Source organism: Pedobacter sp. B4-66 (assembly GCF_018492665.1).
Taxonomy (GTDB): Bacteria; Bacteroidota; Bacteroidia; order Sphingobacteriales; family Sphingobacteriaceae; genus Pedobacter.
Genome location: NZ_JAFVME010000012.1, coordinates 18,827 through 36,526 on the forward strand (window position 1 = coordinate 18,827; position 17,700 = coordinate 36,526).

Annotated in this window: 15 protein-coding genes; all 15 read left to right on the top strand. The window is 37.5% G+C overall.

What is annotated here, in order from left to right:
• Positions 1 to 5 precede the first annotated feature (5 nt).
• Positions 6 to 1,145 (top strand): type II secretion system F family protein, encoded by a 1,140-nt coding sequence (locus J1905_RS18945; RefSeq protein WP_214228799.1) that lies wholly within the window; start codon positions 6 to 8, stop codon positions 1,143 to 1,145.
• Positions 1,146 to 1,346: 201 nt separating this feature from the next.
• A complete protein-coding gene (locus tag J1905_RS18950; RefSeq protein ID WP_214228800.1) occupies positions 1,347 to 2,192 on the top strand; it encodes a hypothetical protein in 846 nt (281 codons plus the stop codon).
• Positions 2,189 to 2,938, top strand: coding sequence for a hypothetical protein (locus J1905_RS18955; protein ID WP_214228801.1), 750 nt, complete (start codon positions 2,189 to 2,191; stop codon positions 2,936 to 2,938). Before J1905_RS18950 ends, J1905_RS18955 begins: the two co-directional genes overlap by 4 nt.
• 1 nt (position 2,939) lies before the next feature.
• Positions 2,940 to 3,665: a hypothetical protein gene (locus tag J1905_RS18960; RefSeq protein WP_214228802.1), complete on the top strand. Its 726-nt coding sequence runs from the start codon at positions 2,940 to 2,942 to the stop codon at positions 3,663 to 3,665.
• A 1-nt stretch (position 3,666) separates the two neighbouring features.
• Positions 3,667 to 4,416 (top strand): tail fiber protein, encoded by a 750-nt coding sequence (locus tag J1905_RS18965; RefSeq protein ID WP_214228803.1) that lies wholly within the window; start codon positions 3,667 to 3,669, stop codon positions 4,414 to 4,416.
• A 7-nt stretch (positions 4,417 to 4,423) separates the two neighbouring features.
• Positions 4,424 to 5,200, top strand: coding sequence for a hypothetical protein (locus J1905_RS18970; RefSeq protein WP_214228804.1), 777 nt, complete (start codon positions 4,424 to 4,426; stop codon positions 5,198 to 5,200).
• 1 nt (position 5,201) lies between these two features.
• The gene (locus J1905_RS18975) at positions 5,202 to 5,936 is read left to right on the top strand and encodes a hypothetical protein (RefSeq protein WP_214228805.1); all 735 of its coding nucleotides are present in this window, start codon (positions 5,202 to 5,204) and stop codon (positions 5,934 to 5,936) included.
• A 21-nt stretch (positions 5,937 to 5,957) separates the two neighbouring features.
• Positions 5,958 to 6,785 (top strand): hypothetical protein, encoded by an 828-nt coding sequence (locus J1905_RS18980; RefSeq protein ID WP_214228806.1) that lies wholly within the window; start codon positions 5,958 to 5,960, stop codon positions 6,783 to 6,785.
• On the top strand, positions 6,775 to 7,461 hold the full coding sequence (locus J1905_RS18985; RefSeq protein WP_214228807.1) for a hypothetical protein: 687 nt from the start codon (positions 6,775 to 6,777) through the stop codon (positions 7,459 to 7,461). The genes J1905_RS18980 and J1905_RS18985 overlap by 11 nt, the downstream gene beginning before the upstream one ends.
• A 22-nt stretch (positions 7,462 to 7,483) precedes the next feature.
• Positions 7,484 to 8,458, top strand: a complete 975-nt coding sequence (locus J1905_RS18990) for a DUF4200 domain-containing protein (RefSeq protein WP_214228808.1) — start codon at positions 7,484 to 7,486, stop codon at positions 8,456 to 8,458.
• A 264-nt stretch (positions 8,459 to 8,722) separates the two neighbouring features.
• Entirely contained in the window at positions 8,723 to 12,316 is a 3,594-nt protein-coding gene (locus tag J1905_RS18995) for a hypothetical protein (RefSeq protein WP_214228809.1), read from the top strand.
• Between the two features lie 11 nt (positions 12,317 to 12,327).
• Positions 12,328 to 15,765, top strand: coding sequence for an RHS repeat domain-containing protein (locus J1905_RS19000; RefSeq protein WP_214228810.1), 3,438 nt, complete (start codon positions 12,328 to 12,330; stop codon positions 15,763 to 15,765).
• Between the two features lie 3 nt (positions 15,766 to 15,768).
• A complete protein-coding gene (locus tag J1905_RS19005) occupies positions 15,769 to 16,494 on the top strand; it encodes a hypothetical protein (protein WP_214228811.1) in 726 nt (241 codons plus the stop codon).
• Positions 16,495 to 16,751: 257 nt separating this feature from the next.
• The gene (locus tag J1905_RS19010) at positions 16,752 to 17,171 is read left to right on the top strand and encodes a type IV pilin protein (RefSeq protein WP_214228812.1); all 420 of its coding nucleotides are present in this window, start codon (positions 16,752 to 16,754) and stop codon (positions 17,169 to 17,171) included.
• 8 nt (positions 17,172 to 17,179) lie between these two features.
• The gene (locus J1905_RS19015; protein WP_214228813.1) at positions 17,180 to 17,686 is read left to right on the top strand and encodes a prepilin peptidase; all 507 of its coding nucleotides are present in this window, start codon (positions 17,180 to 17,182) and stop codon (positions 17,684 to 17,686) included.
• Positions 17,687 to 17,700: the final 14 nt, after the last annotated feature.

A 17,700-nucleotide genomic window follows, 5' to 3' on the forward strand; every position in this document is an offset into this window, starting at 1 on the left:
TAATTATGCCATCAATAGACATATCCCGATATCAGAAAAAGAAACAGCCAAAAGGTAAGCCTGAGGGGAATGACCTATTTGCATTTTTAAACAAGGACATTAGTTTTGGAAGCACGCAAGTTTCTGATAAGAAAAAAGAAGGACTGTATGTTGAGCTTAGTACCTTGTTGCTTTCAGGAATTGATCTGAGAACTTCACTAGAATTGATTCTTGTAGATCAGGAACAAGCAAAAGATAAGGCTTTATTTGAGGGAATAAGACAAAGAATTTTATCGGGGTTGGCATTGTCAGAGGCGTTAAGAGAAACAGAGAGGTTTAGTGATTACGAGTATTACAGCATTCGCATAGGGGAAGAGACAGGGAAGCTTGGAGAAGTATTGACTGATCTGGCTAAATATTATAAAAGTAAAATCCAACAACGTAGAAAAATAGTAAGCGCAGTTACTTATCCTGCAATTGTATTGCTTTCTTCTGTCGGAGCCGTGTTCTTTATGATCAAATTTGTCGTGCCAATGTTTGCCGATGTGTTTTTAAGGTTTGGAGGAAAGCTGCCATGGATCACTGCTGCAATCATTAGTTTTTCCGGTTGGTTCGATAGGTACTTTGTTTTTGTGATGCTTTTCTTTGCTGCCTTGGTGGTTGTATACTTCATAAAGCGAAAGTCTAATTGGTTTAGAGATATCTCGTCCAGGGGGTTGTTAAAAATTCCTGTGGTGGGAGATTTGGTTAAGAAAATATACCTTGCCCGCTTTGCAAATACCATGCGTTTATTGGTGAGTACAGATACACCACTGTTGCGCTCCATTGCCTTGGTACGGCAAATGATTAATTACTATCCTATTGAAACCTCACTCTTAAAAGTGGAACAGGATATTCTGCATGGTGAATCCCTGCATAAGAGCTTGGCAGCATTCGATTTTTATCCGGCCAAAATGATTCAATTGATTAAGGTTGGGGAAGAAGTAAACAGAATGGATTATTTTTTTGAGAAAATCGCTACTCAATATACTGAGGAGGTGGAATATAAAACAAATACCATCAGCAGTTTACTAGAGCCTTTGATTATCATCTTTCTGGGATTGGTAGTTGGGGTAATTCTTATTGCAATGTATTTGCCTATGTTCCAGATGAGCAATAGTTTTTAAAATATTATTTGATCGATAATAATTTATATATTAGTTGTAATTAAATTAACGACTCTAATATGCGCTTAAACTCACACCTGCCCATTTTGGCGACCTTTTAGGTTTGCCATATTTCTCATAATCTTATTGTTGATACCTGACGCTACTTTGATGTAAAGTGGTTACGGGTGGTTTAAAACTTATTTCTAAATAACGCCTAATATGAAAACAAATTCATCTTTAAAAACGGTAGTGATAATTCTACTAAGCACCATAATTCATTTACCTATAACCAATGCTCAAACCAACATATTCCCAGTTACAGGGAAGACTGGGATTGGTACGATTACACCTGCATCTCAATTGGAAATAGTTGCTCCTGCAATTGTGGGGGGAGAAAGAATTCAGCGAATGAGAGTATCTGATGCTCCCGATGATTATTTGGACGTTGTAAATGCGACTACTGGGACCTCTATTTTTATCCCAGTGCTTACGGGGAATGTTACTTCTTCAAATAGTACGGCTCTAATGTTGATGGGTCAAACAGATGCCGCCAATGATAATGGAGTTAGTCCTGTGACCATTTTTGACTCCAGATATGTCGGTTCAAAGATTGAAACTCGTCCTTTGTTCGCCTGGACAAGTTATACTTCCCGTTATATGACCATGCTCGCTAATGGGAATCTAGGAATAGGGACTGCTTCCCCTGCTGAGAAACTTTCTGTTAATGGTAAAATAAGAGCTCACGAAATCAAAGTTGAAACTAGTGGATGGCCAGATTATGTATTTGCTAAAGGTTATCAATTGACATCATTAGAAGAAACTGAAAAGCACATTAAGGAAAAAGGCCATCTTCCAGGCATTCCTTCAGCAGAAGAGGTAAAAGCTAATGGGATTGACTTAGGCGAAATGAACTCAAAGCTTTTAAAGAAAATAGAAGAGTTGACTTTGTATATGATTGAACAGAACAAGAAAATTGAGCAACAGGAAACTAGAAATATTAAACTGGAAAGCCAAGTTGATGGTCTGATTAAGGAAATTAAAACACTAAAAACAGAGAAACAATGAAAAAATCATTCTTAAGTTTTATACTAATTGTAGTATGGTATAACTCTTTTGCCCAAACTAATACTTTTCCAACTAGCGGCAATGTTGGTATTGGGACAACAAGTCCTGCGTCTTTAATTCATTTAAATGGAATAACAACTACGAATCCATTAGGTGCTGTTATTCTCACTATACAGGCTGCTCATAGTGCTGCAACATTGGGTAGTGGTGGTATAATTAAGTTTACAAATAATGTAGCACCTGCAGATGCTGCTGCTATTAAAACACATACAGAGGGGCCAGGTAAAGTTTCACTCCGATTTCAGACTGGTTATGGCACAGGGACATTGACAGATCGTATGACCATAACCAATGCTGGAGATGTTGGAATTGGTACAATGACACCTAATGTGAAGTTGGCTGTCAATGGAAGCATTCGTGCGCAAGAAATCAAAGTAGAGGCAGCCAACTGGCCTGATTACGTATTTGCAAAGAACTATAAACTCCCTTCGCTGAAAGAAACTGAAAATCATATTAAAGAGAAAGGCCATTTACCTGGTATACCTTCGGCAGATGAAGTAAAAGCTAATGGGATTGATCTTGGTGAAATGAATGCCAAACTCTTGAAAAAAATCGAAGAATTGACGCTTTACTTAATTGAGATTAAGAAAGACAATGAGCTAGAAAAGATAAATAATTCGGAGCAGAAGAAAATAATTCACCAACAGCAAAAAGACATAAAATACCTTAAATCTAAAATTAAATAACATGAAAAAGGCTCTCATTGGATGTGCACTAATTTTAATTACAAATCTCTTATATGCTCAAACTAATATATTTCCTGCTACAGGGAATGTGGGTATTGGTACCACTACCCCTGGAGCCGAATTGAGCTTTAAGAGTATTACTGTGGGTACAGAGGCAGTAGGTATTACTTGGTATTCAACTTCGCCGCAAACATATGGTATACACAGAACATTGGGTACTTGGGTGGCTCCAGATTATCAGCAGCTTCGAGCATCGTGGTCTACCGGAATTGTATTGGATCCTGGTTCGGCATATGGAAAGAGCTATGTGGATATTGTCGGTGGGGGTCTAAGAGTGACTTCAGGAAATGTAGGTATAGGTACTGTCGATACAAAAGGGTATAAGCTAGCTGTTAATGGAAATATCCGCGCTAAAGAAGTCAAAGTTGAAACTGCCAATTGGCCGGATTACGTGTTTGCAAAGAATTATCGCTTGCCTTCTTTAACTGAAACTGAAAATCATATCAGGGAAAAAGGCCATTTACCTGGTATCCCTTCCGCAGAAGAGGTGAAAATTAATGGAATTGATCTGGGAGAAATGAATGCTAAGCTTTTGCAGAAAATCGAAGAGTTGACACTACACCTGATAGCATCCGAAAAGAGAAATTCACTTCAGAACAAAAAGCAACAAGATTTAATCGAACAACAACAAAGGGACATACGATACCTTAAATCTAAAATAAAATAATATGAAAAATCTATTTCTTGTGCTAGTCTTATGCCTTATTCATAAACTTTCATTTGCCCAGGGTAATACCTTTCCTGCTACTGGAAACGCCGGAGTAGGGACTACTACCCCCAGAAGTGCATTTGATGTGGCTAAGTATATACCTAATGGGGCCCTAGGTGCTGTTTTCGGAAGGTTAGCTGAAGGTGATGCTATCGGGATTGGGACATTTTTAGGCGTTCAAGGCTATGGAACCGGGACTGTAGACGGCAAGAGCTTTTCTATTATTCATAGTTTTCACGGCGCAATTAACAGTTCAATCGGTTTTTTAAGAGGGGGATCTGTTGAAGGTGGTTCTATTACATTTAGTACAAGCTCTGATATCGAAAGAGTAAGGATTAATAAAGATGGTGATGTTGGAATTGGTACTACAACACCTAACGCGAAATTGGCGGTCAATGGTAAAATCCGAGCCCAAGAAATCAAAGTTGAAACTGCCAATTGGCCGGATTATGTGTTTGCAAAGGGGTATCAATTGCCATCATTGCAAGAAACTGAGCAATATATTAGAGATAAAGGCCATTTGCCTGGTATTCCTTCAGCAGAAGAAGTAAAAGCCAATGGGGTTGATCTTGGAGAAATGAATGCAAAGCTTTTAAAGAAAATAGAAGAGTTGACTTTGCATTTGATCGAATTAGAAAAGAAAAATGAAAGGCAAGAGAAGTTAAATCAAGAATACCAAGAAGATATCAAAAACCTAAAATTTAAATAATTTACAAATGCTTCAAAATGGAAAATACCAAATGAGAAAAACTATAATTATGTTTTTACTCGGAATTGTTGTTGGGAATGGTAGTGTGTTTGCTCAAACTTTACAAATAGTTACAGACAATGGCAATACGACCAGCAATGGTATTACCTTAGGAAGTGGCTATACCAATTCAAAATTAAATGTAAATGCAATTGGTGTTGACACTAATAATTCTACAGATGTTACAATGATTGTTGCAAATCAAAAATATAACTCGACTCATCAGAGTGGGGAGAATAGAATTGTTTTTGCTTGGGGCAATCATTGGGCTGCGGCTATTGCTGCATATAAAGAAACAATAAATACTACAGGCTTTAAATTTTTCACGGAACATGGATTCAATGTGCCTATAGAACGAATGCGTATTACCTCACTCGGTAACGTGGGAATAGGAACAGCAAGTCCATCTGAAAAGCTTTCTGTTAATGGCAAAATAAGAGCCCATGAGATCAAAGTCGAAACTGCCAATTGGCCAGACTACGTATTTGCTAAGAATTACAAGCTACCTTCATTGCAAGAAACCGAGCAACACATTAAAGATAAAGGCCATTTACTCGGTATTCCATCTGCAGAGGAAGTAAAGACTAATGGAGTCGATCTTGGAGAAATGAATTCCAAACTTTTAAAGAAAATAGAAGAGTTGACGCTATATCTAATAGACCAAAATAAATTGATTCAAACTCAGCAAAAATTACTTGAACAACAACAAAAAAGTATCGAAACTATACACTTAAAGCTAAAATAGAATGAAGAATCTCTGCTTAAAAATATTACCATTGGTTGCGTTATTTCCTTTTATGGCAAGTGGTCAATGGACTGTTAATGGGTCTAATATTTATAATAATAATACCGGAAATATAGGTATTGGAACAACTAGCCCTGAAACCAAATTACATGTTAATGGCGTAATCAAGTCAAGCTTTCTCATTTTATCAGAGAACAGTACTACCCTTGGGTATTTCGGAAGAGGATTGCCTACCACTGGCGCATGGAATCAAACTCCTGATGTCTTAGCTTTAACTTATATGGGAAGGGATTTTGCCATTGGGGGATGGAGTAAATCCACTGCAGTTTGGAAAGGGGCTGCATTCTATATCAACTCTGATGACGGAAATGTTGGCATTGGTACGACCGCACCTAAAGAAAAACTATCAGTAAATGGGAAAATAAGAGCGCATGAGATCAAAGTTGAAACTAGTGGTTGGCCAGATTATGTCTTTGCTAAAGATTATCAATTGCCATCATTGCAAGAAACAGAGCAACACATTAAAGATAAAGGCCATTTGCCTGGTATTCCTTCTGCTGAAGAAGTAAAAGCCAATGGTGTTGATCTTGGAGAAATGAATGCAAAGCTTTTAAAGAAAATAGAAGAGTTGACTTTGCATTTAATAGAAAGTGAAAAGCATGAAAAGAAGCAGCAGGCCGAAATAAATGAACTTCGTGAAATGATGACAAGACTTTTAGTAAAAGACAAAAAATAACAGTAATAAATTTCTGGAATTATGAATAAACGACTCTCTATAAGCGCCTCTATTATATTAATGCTCCCAATCCTGGCATGTGCACAATGGACTACTAGTGGTACTAATATTTCTAGCACAAATACCGGGAATGTTGGGATTGGAACTGTTAATCCTCAAAGCAGGCTTCATGTGCACTCTGAACTAAGTGGTTTTTCTGCAATTAGCATAGGTTCACCAAATTCTTTGGGAAACATCTATGTCCCACTTGGTGCAAGTCCAGGGGGGTACAATATTGATTTTTATACATGGAGAGATATGGAGCCCAATCAAATTGGAGCAAGAATTGGGGCAGAGAGAATTAATACTTATCAGCCAAATGCCGCTTTAGTGCAGGCTATGGATTTGTCTTTTTCTACCTCATCTGGAATTGCACAAAGTGAATTAGCGGAAAGAATGAGGATAAGTAATAATGGGAATGTTGGGATCGGCACAGCAAAACCTAATGCTAAGCTCGCAGTTAATGGTAATATCCGCGCTCATGAAATCAAGGTCGAAACTGCCAATTGGCCAGACTATGTATTCGCAAAAGATTACCAACTTCCTTCATTGCAAAAAACCGAGCAACACATAAAAGAGAAAGGGCATTTACCAGACATTCCTTCGGCTGAAGAAGTGAAGGCCAATGGGGTTGATTTAGGAGAGATGAATGCGAAGCTTTTAAAAAAGGTTGAAGAATTGACACTTTATTTGATAGATCAAAAAAAGGAAATACAGTTACAAAGCGAAGAGTTAAAAAGCCAACAGCAAAAATTAAAACAATTTGAAAATCAAATAGAATTATTAAACAATAAAAAGGATGAAAATTAGAAATATAATATTAATTATTCTCTTGACGCCCTTGTCAATATTTGCTCAAACCTTAGGGGCTAATCAAGGGGATCATCTCGAAATATCTTCAGTTGGGGGAGCAACAACAAATATTGTTATGAACAAACTTTGGTTGTATAGACCATTTGCAGGAAACAATTGGTATAATTCAAGACTGCACGATGGAATTAGTGTTGATGCATCATTTTTAATCCCCCATGTTAATACTAAAACTTGGTGGGAGCGCGACCCTCTTTATGATATTCAATCGTGGGGAAACGCAGCAAGCACGTATTTAACCATAAATCAAGGTAATGTCGGAATCGGTACAGCAACACCTAATGCTAAACTAGCGGTTAATGGCAACATTCGTGCAAAGGAAATCAAGGTTGAAACAGCCAATTGGCCGGATTATGTGTTTGCAAAAGATTATCAATTGCCATCATTGCAAGAAACCGAGCAACACATTAAAGAGAAAGGCCATTTGCCTGGTATTCCCTCTGCCGAAGAGGTTAAAGCAAATGGAGTTGATCTTGGAGAAATGAATGCTAAACTTTTAAAGAAGATTGAAGAACTGACCTTGCACCAAATTGAACAGGAAAAGAAAAATAACGCACAAGCTCAGGCTATCCAAAAGCTGGAAAAACGATTATTGAACCTAGAAACTAAAAGATAGTTGTTAATCAAATTAAAAACATATGAACAAGAAACTTTATCATTTAATTTCATTAAGTCTTTTTGGCTTTTTAATGATTGCCAATTCATTTGCCTTCTCCAAAGCTGGAGTTATTGATGATTACACTACCCAGGTGACATTTCCAGCTGGATATCAGATTGGTAGTTATATCGAGTTTGTCACGGTATCGCCTATTGATGCAGGTAGTTCGGGTAATTACGAAATATCCATATCATACTCACGAGGAAATGTTGCTGCTGCGGCAACATTTTTAGCTAGTATTTCTCACTATAATCCGAGTTTATGGAGAGAAGTTGGTAGAGTTAACAGTAACGGGTATGCAGGTGCCGGATCGGATGGACACAATTTTACGATTGATTGCAATACAGATCGTTTTAATCCAAGGTTCAGAATAAGAGCAATAAGAACTATGGGGGTACTAACTGATCCCATTGTCGTTCATGTAAAGATCAGATCAATAAATCAAAATGGGACATGGTCCGCGCTAAATGTTACCGGAAGTGATTTAACAGTAAATAAACTTCTTCCCATGACAAATGATTGGAGTCTATATGTCGGTAATTCTCATAATTCAAACGGAGCAAACATTGCAATTAAGGCATTGGAAAATGGTAATGTCGGAATTGGTACAGCAACACCTAATGCTAAACTCGCAGTTAATGGTAATATCCGCGCCCATGAAATCAAAGTTGAAACTAGTGGTTGGCCGGATTATGTATTTGCCAAAGATTACCAATTGCCAACATTGCAAGAAACCGAGCAACACATAAAAGAGAAAGGTCATTTACAAGGTATCCCATCGGCAACGGAAGTAAAAACAAATGGAGTGAATCTTGGTGAAATGGATGCTAAAATTCTCCAAAAAGTAGAAGAACTAACACTTTACCTCATTGAACAAGATAAAAAAATCAAACAATTGCAAACGCAAAACGACAACCTACAGTCAGAAATGAAGAAAATCAAAGAAAAGTTATAACAGGTTGTATATCAGTTTTTTTATTCTAAATATTTTTTTGAATTTAATTTAAATCTATATATATTATAAAACATAGAACCTATTGGTTTTATTAACGCTTCATCTCACATGCTCTCAAAAAAACTACCTCCAGGTAATGGCCTTGTCATAAAGGCGCAATCTTACAATTTTGCAAATGATAATCATTTGCCCGGAATTTCTCGTGTCTGTTTTTCGCTTACAGACCAATTATCTCAACCATATAAATATCTAAAATATAAACTTATGAATCCAAAGTTCTATCTCTTCGGTATACTGTTAGTTATAGGAGCTAATTTAACTAGTCATGCTCAGGTTTCTTATAATAAAAGAGCTATGGGGGCTATCGGGACAATTCCAAAAGCCAGCGATTTTATGAATGGAGCCAGTCTAGATAATGTCGACATGGTAACAGGTACCCTAAAAGTTGGAATTCCATTATATGAGATTAAAGTCAATGATATCTCTGTACCGATTACCCTAAACTATAGTGCCACAGGTTTAAAAGTAGGGCAAGAAGCTGGCCCAGCCGGGATGGGTTGGGAGTTAAGTGCCGGGGGTAAAATCATTACAAATGTTCAAGGTAGACCTGATAATCCTTCTGGTTCCGGGGTTATGCCTCTTGAAGTCCTAGCTAATCCATTGATATATGATCCCTACAGCACGCATAAGTCGTTAACAGAGAATATCATAGATGGCAAAACAGATGCAGCCTGGGATACTTACACTTATGTTCTTCCAAATGGAGGAGGTACTTATACTAAGGACGGACTTACCTATCCTTATGATCCTCTTGTTAGCATCCAACATCCTGGAGTAATTAAAACTACGGATGGTCTTGTCTATAATTTTCAGGAAGGTGAGATGAAGAAAACGACAAGAAGATATTATTACGAAGCTTTTTCGAGCCAACCTGATTGGGTTGAGCCCGCTTATCAATGGGCAAGAGATTATTATCCGACTACTACTAAAAACTGGGATCTTTTTAATATAATTTCTACAAAATTTAAGGACACGGTATCTTTTGATTATCAAACTATAGTAAGTTCAATCCCCCTCGCTTCAAGGACAAGAATAGCTACGTCTGAATCAGTTCCTTTTATTAGAGATGTTGAGTCAAATTCAAACTATCAATACTCTGAGCTACAGCAGAAATATTATAGGATTCTGGATCCTATAATAGCTCAATCAAAGACAGAAGTTCTTGCTCATACTCGAATACAAGCTATCAATTTTAAGAATGGTCAGGTTTCATTTGAGTATAGTGTAAATGATACATTGGGTAACGATATCCTATTGAACATAAAAATTTATCAAAAATTAAATGGAATTACTAAGATTCTTAAAAAGTATGAATTTGTATATGATCTTAGCACGTCGAATCTAATGTATGGCCACTATCTAATGGGAATAAATGTTTTTGATAGTGATGATGTAAAGTTAAATGGCTGGTCCTTCACTTATCTAAATAGAATGCCCGTTTATCCCAAGGTAGAAAACAAGGCGCAGGATCGATGGGGGTTTTATAACGGAAAAACCTCAAATAAGACCCTTCTTGAACACCCGGATAAGGTTCTGGCATTGAACCTTAGAGCGCATTATCCAATTACCAATAACCCCTACAGTATGACGATGAGGCAGCTGAGGTATTCCAGACCCGAGGCTACCGAAATTTATGGACATCATCCTGTTGGAACAGATGGTGTCAGCTCTGTTGAGTTTGCTGATCGGGATTTTAGCCTTCAGGATGCGGCAAAGGGGATTTTAATGAGTATTAAAACCCCAACAGGTGGGACTGTCGGCTATGGGTATGAGGCTCATAAATTTATTTATGATAGATATATCAACAACACTTTTGTCAGAGAGTACATAGAAGGGGGCGGAATTAGAATAAGGTCGATCACTACAGATCGGGGTAGCGCCGGCTTGTATGCTCCAAATCTTACAGGAAGAACAATAAAAAAGATCTATAAATATGGTGAGGGGTCGTTTGGAGCTTCAGGGCAACCTTACGAAACAAATGGATATGGACAAGTCACTATTCCTGGAAATGTGTTAAGCAATACTTCGAAGTATTGGAGCCCCGGTAGTGCTGCTATTAGTTATGATATAGATAACATGATGCTGCTTTCTCATGCTGTTAATGACATGACTCAGTATAATGGCAGCTATTGCATGTACCGTACAGTTACCGAAGAGTTGGTGTCTTCAGATGAACAAACTTCTTTTGGCAAAACGGTATATTACAATACCATACTAGAATCTAGCGATATGCCTGATTTTGAATGGAAACTTAATGGTACTCCTCCAATAGCAAGTGCATTCTGGCTTCCTTCTCTTTATGTAAATTCAGGGGTTAAGAAACAACCAATTGTAGGGACAAATGGAATTAAAAAGTATAAATTTAAGGATGGAGCTTATCTTCCTGTTGAAGAAACAAAATATACCTTCAAGTCCTTTAATGCTCCTGCTCCTCTTCAATACCAAACTAGATTATTGTCCTTTTATGGCACAGTAAAAAGTCAGCTTTCAGGGCCGTTTCCGGGTGGCACCGAACAGGTCAGAGACCAAGGGGTAATTGATCCGACCAGAGGGGGGCTGGTAATTTATTTATTTAATGCAACAAGAAACACCACAGTTGGTAAAATGGATTACCTTGCTGCTACCAATCTCTCCCAAGAGTCTAATACTCATAATTTTCAAGGTAAATATGAATTTAGACTAATAGATATGTCTAGCTTTTCTAATTGTATACGAAAGGCGACAGAACAGACTTTAATCGCCGGTGATGATCAATTTACTGCGCTGATAACAGACACCAAATATTACTATGATAATCCAGCGCACTTATTGCCAACAAGAGTTGTTACAATTAATTCGAAGGGAGATTCTGTAGTAACAAGAACGAGATATGCACAGGATTATAATGCAGGCAATTATGTATTTGATTTTATGAAAACTAATAAAGTTGGTTTGTCTGAACCAGTGGAAGAGTTTGTCAATTATAAAAGAGGAGCCAATGAGTATATAAAAGATGGGAGTGTAAATACATTTAGGGTAGATAATAACGTGCTTTTGAATGACAAGGTCTATAAAATCAATTTGAATAGTAACCTGGCTTATAATGGTCCCTATTATAGTGCGCTCGATACAACATTGTTTAAACCCCAGATAAGCTATGATCATTATGTAAATGGTAACATCCATAAATATACTGAAGCTACTGGATCAGGCAATGTAGTGATATGGGGGTATGGTAATCAATACCCCATTGCCAAAGTGAGCAACTCAGGAATAGGCGGCTATACGCCAAGTGAAGAAGTTGCTTATACTAGCTTCGAAAGTCAGGATAAAGGAAATTGGATTTACTCAGGGGCACCCGTTGCTGATTTATCGAGTCCATCGGGCAAAAGAGTCTATTCGTTAACCACTGGGCCACTTAGTAAAATTAAGCCCACTTCTCTTCCTGTCAAACGCTATCTTGTTTCTTACTGGTATAAAACAGGGACAACGGTTACCATTACGGGAGGAACATTAACTGCACCCATGATTAAAAATTCTAAAGCAGGCTGGACGCTTGCAGAGCGGGAGATTAGCAGCTTAACCGGGTCTCTTGTTGTTTCTGGAACAGGGTTTATTGATGAACTCCGTTTTTATCCTGCTGATGCACAGATGACCACCTATACCTATGAACCGTTGATTGGTTTGTCGGGCTCTATTGACCCTAAAGGTGTCATGCAATTTTATGAATATGACAGCGCCCAAAGATTAAAAAATGTTAGGGATCAGGAAGGGAATATCGTAAAAAGTTATAAGTATATCTTAAAGGTAATAGAATAATCACACGCTCAATGAAAAGACTACCATCTATAATCGAAAAGCTTTTTTCATGCATTACAATTCTTTTATTAGGATTTTATAGTGCTAAAGCTCAGCAAGACGTCATCCTCTCGAAATATGAAAACCAAACTGAAGTTACTGCCAATAACAGTATTACTTTTAAGGATGGTTTTGTGATTCCTGCTGGAACTGATTTCAAAGCTTATGTAAGTCCAGCTGCATCGGCAGGTGCCCCGATAAATACACAACTTAATTTTTTCATGAGCGCTATAGTCTCCTATAGTATGCGTGTTCCTGGTATCATTGATCCCACAGATCCAAAAAATGGAGTTAACCAGGTCAATGTAGAGGTTCAAACTATTGATCATCTGGGGAGAGTTGCTGAAACTCAGAGTGTAAAGGCAGCACCTGATTTTAAGGATATCATACAGTTAACTTCATACGATGACGCAGGTAGGGAATCTAGGAGATGGAAGCCGTATGTAAGAAATGCCGATAAAAATTTTTTATATGGAGGAGAGACTAGTAAACTGTATGATTATTATTATACAGGAACAACCAAGACTCCGTCAATTTCAACCAATCTTTATCCTTATGATGAAACTGTTTTCGACAACTCACCTAATAATAGAGTAATAGAAAAAGGTGCTTCAGGAGATTTTAGAGTTTCTGCCGGTCATACCGTAAGACTCGCATTGTTAAAAGGAACAGCTGATGTTGCTAAATATACCGTTGCTATTAACGCTTCAAATGGAACCAGAAGATTAGTCAGGACAGCTGGAGCATTATACGTATCTTCTGATCTGACAATAAATAGTGTTAAAGATGAAAATGTAACGGATGTAGGCGGGACAGTTTATGAGTATAAGGATAGGGAAGGACAAGTTGTTTTAAAGCGGGTATTTAAACAAGTTGGGAGTACCATTGAAACTTTTTCCACCTATTACGTTTATGATGATCTGGGTAATTTGAGCTTTGTATTGCCGCCTTTGGCAAATCCCGACAATATGGCAATGACTCAGCCACAGTTAAATACACTATTGAACAATGTATGTTATCAGTACAGATATGACGATAAAAAAAGGTTGATCGGTAAAAAGATTCCTGGAAAGGGTTGGGAACTCATGGTTTACAACAAGCTGAATCAGGTGGTAATGAGCCAGGATTCAATACAGCGTAAAAAAGCACCACAAGAATGGAATATAGCCAAATATGATGGACTCGGAAGGACCATAATTACGGGTATTTATGTTCATACAGGTACTTCGGGAGCAGATTCTTTAATGGTCATGCAAAAGAAAGTTAATTTACAAGGAGCCCAATGGGAAGAACGTGTAGCTACTGGCAATGGTTATACCAATACTACCTTTCCGAAAACTTGGGGAACTACATTAAGCATAAATTATTATGACGACTACAATTTTCCTGGAGGTAATCCTTATCCATATACAGGGGCTAGTGCCATGACCAGAGGTTTGCTGACGGGATCTAAGGTAAATGTATTGGGTAAAGCCGATATGCTTTGGACGGTGAACTACTATGATAAAGACGGCAGAGCTATTAAGACTTTTAAACAGCATTATAAAGGAGAAACTTTGGTAGCTACCAATTACGATGAGATAACTACTGACTATGATTTTACTGGAGCGGTATTGAGCAGTAACCGTAGTCATAAAGTAGCCGGAGTAGAGCAGCTTAAGTTATTGACAGAATACGACTATGACCATCGCGGCAGAAAGATTAATACATGGAGTACAATCAATACAGATGCACGAGTATTGTTGTCAAAATTAGAATATGATGACCTTGGTCAGTTATGGAAAAAGAACTTACATTCTAAAAATAATGGGGCAGCTTTTCTCCAGACCATTGCTTATAAATATAATGAACGTGGTTGGCTAATTAATGCAGCCGCACCAAAATTAGATGTGAAACTGAGGTTTCAAAATCCTTCCAAAGGAGCGACGGCGCAGTACAATGGCAATATTTCGGAGTTTGAATATACGGGGCAGCACAGTGGCAACAAATGGTTTACCTATACCTACGACAACCTGAATCGCCTGACTTATGCTGATTATGGCGCTGCAACCGCAACCGATGAATTGAATGAATTGATTGCTTATGATAAATCCGGGAATATTACTTCTCTGAAGAGAGGACCTGCCACTAATACTGCAATTACCTATGCCTATGCGAATAGTGGGATAAGTAATCAGCTGACAAGTACGGCAGGCCCTGTCGCTGGAACCTTTACTTATGACGGGAACGGAAATGTGATTGGTGATAGTCGCAGAGCGATCACGGCAATCACATATAACAAGCTAAACTTGCCTGCAACTGTAAAAGCCACAGTATCGGGAGCATCTGTACAGGTCGGTACTTATACTTATGATGCCGGAGGGACAAAGTTGAAGTCAGTACAGAGTTCAGTGATCAGGGAATACATCAGCGGAATCCATTACAAAAATAATGTCCTTGATTTTATTGGTATTGAAGAAGGACGTGCAGTGCGAAATACAGACGGCACTTACAGATATGAGTATAATCTAAAAGATAACTTGGGTAATGTACGTGTATCTATTGATGACAGCGCAGGTGTTGCACGTGTAATTCAGGAAGATGAATATTATGCATTTGGATTAAATAGTCCAAAAAAAGTATCTGGAGATAAAAATAATTATCTTTACAATGGTAAAGAAGAACAGGACGTTCTGAGTGATGAGTATGATTATGGGGCGAGGTTCTATGATCCGCAGATTGCAAGATGGCATATGATTGATCCGTTGGTTGAGCTAAATCAAGAGAACACAACGCCATATGGTTACGTGTTAGGAAATCCAATCAGATACAACGATCCGACGGGGATGATTTGGGAAGATCCTAAATATGCTAATAGGCTAAACAAATCTATCAACAGCAAAATTACTGGACTTACTAAGGATAATACAAAAATTCAAACCAAAATAGACAAAGGAGACTTAAGCGAAAAAAGACTGAATAAACTTCAAGATAAACTTGCTGATAATAATCTAAAAGTAGGCTTGCTTAACCAGTCGCTTGATGATATTGCATCTATTGGTGCAGCAAAAGAAACATTTAGGCTCACAGGCCCTAGTCAAAGCGACGGTACACATGGAGTAATAAAAGATTCAAAAGGCGTTATTAATATTGAAGGTAGTACAACAGGATTGCATTTGCACGAGGCTAGACACGTGGGGCAATCAATTAAAGCCGGCGGTCTTAGATTTAACAGCTCGGGCCAATTACTTAATTCCGCGAAAAATAAAGAAGGCGGCCGCATTAATGAAGTCAATGCCTATCAAACTGGCTATTCATATGATGGACGCTACCCTGGTTCAGCAAATTCACTAAAAGATATTAATCAAAAATCACTATTGGAAATTAAACGCCAAGATCAGACGGCGGTTTACGAATTTTTAAAAGACTAACATATGAAAATTCAACTATTAATAATTCTAATTGTCCTTACACAATTGAGTTGTGAAGCACAAAATGATGGAAATGGAAGCATCGACAGAATTAATGGAACTTACAAGTCAAAATCATCAAGTGAAAAACTAGAGTTAAAATCTGATGGTTCTTATACTTTATATAATCCTATTGGTAGCGGGCACTTCGAAATTGAGCAATGCAACTATTCATCTAAAGGCAAATGGTGTTCTGTAGATACTAATCTGATAGAGCTAACTAGCGAAAATTATTACCAACGCCAGGACGGATTCCATTATGAATTAAAAAAAGAGAATAGACTTTCGAAAGATAGTTTATACATTCAGGTAAAATTTCCAACTGATTTTCATCCGGTCAAACTAGGGATATATTTTAATAATGAAGTAGATAAGAAGTTATTTACAGATAGTACATTCATTAAAATACTTAAGTCAAAATATCTATTGCGAAAAACCTCAAATTCCGTTAATCGAAATCATATTACATTTTCTCTAAACGCAAATGTTACAGGAGCTACATTATATAAAAGCAGAATATTATTTGAGATCTTCGAAGAAGATATCGATACTGAGCAATATAATTATTTGACAATAAATATGCCCAATTTTGACCTATGCTTCTTTGCTTTCGAGCTATATGATCACGAATTGGTGCATGTTAAGAATGCAAATCAGTTAATATGGGGTGGTAAAATATGGGAGAAATAATGCACTTATATTGGTAAAGCAAGTGAGCAAAGCCTTATACCTATCATTATAAAATAGATGAAGCAGGTAAATAGTTGGACTTTGTTGTTTAATCTTCACTTTAATCTTCACTTGTCAAAATCTTGTTCTGTTGCTATCATTGGCCATCTAATCAAGTGGTACCTATAACGTGTTAACAATTTTTAGGCGTCATTAATAGTATATTCTCTAAATTCTATTCAAAGAATATACTATTTTAGCATTTCAATCCAGCGCTCATGAATGCACAAATATTAAACAAAAAACTCAAAGCCTACACCCTTACAGAAATATTGGTGGTATTGGTAATCATAGGAATCCTTGTGCTTCTAGCACTTCCAAACCTCCTACCTCTAATCACCAAAGCTAAATCAACAGAGGCAAAGGTGCAGCTTGAACACCTTTCAACCCTGCAAAAGACCTTTTTCTACGAGAAATCTAAATACAGTTCAGACTTAACCGAAATCGGATTCATTCAGGAGAAATTAACTACCGACGGTAAAGACGGAAGAGCCAACTACAAAATTGAGATCGTAAAAGCCGCAAACAATGCTTTCCTTGCTCGTGCAACGGCGGTAACAGATTTCGATGGAGATGGAACTTTTAATGTCTGGGAAATCGATCAGGACAAAAATCTGAAAGAAGTAGTGGCAGATTAATGATCCTTTTGCAAATACTAATCCTGATCTGTCTGGCTTTTATATGCTATCAGGACATGCTTTACCGTGCAGTATATTGGTGGTGTTTCCCTATTCTTGCAATTCTCCTGACGATATTAAAGTACAATTACACAGGAACAGAACAGACTGTAACAGATGCTGCCTACGGATTACTTTTTCTAACAAGCCAACTGTTCATCCTTTGGATTTACTTTTCGGCTAAACATAAAAAGCTAATTAACATAACCGACAATCATCTGGGCTGGGGCGACGTGCTTTTCCTCATTGCCATCCCTTTCTATTTATCTCCGGTAAATTATGTGTTATTTTATGTCGTAAGTCTTATCTTAGTTCTACTGTACGCTTTAACAACCGCAAAACTAATAACCAATAACAAACATATTCCCCTCGCTGGCCTACAAGCAGCATTATTAGGAATAACAATGATAATCGATTATGTAACTCCAAGCTTATCACTTTATGATGACGGTTGGCTATATTTCTTAATCAATTAAACAACAACTAACGC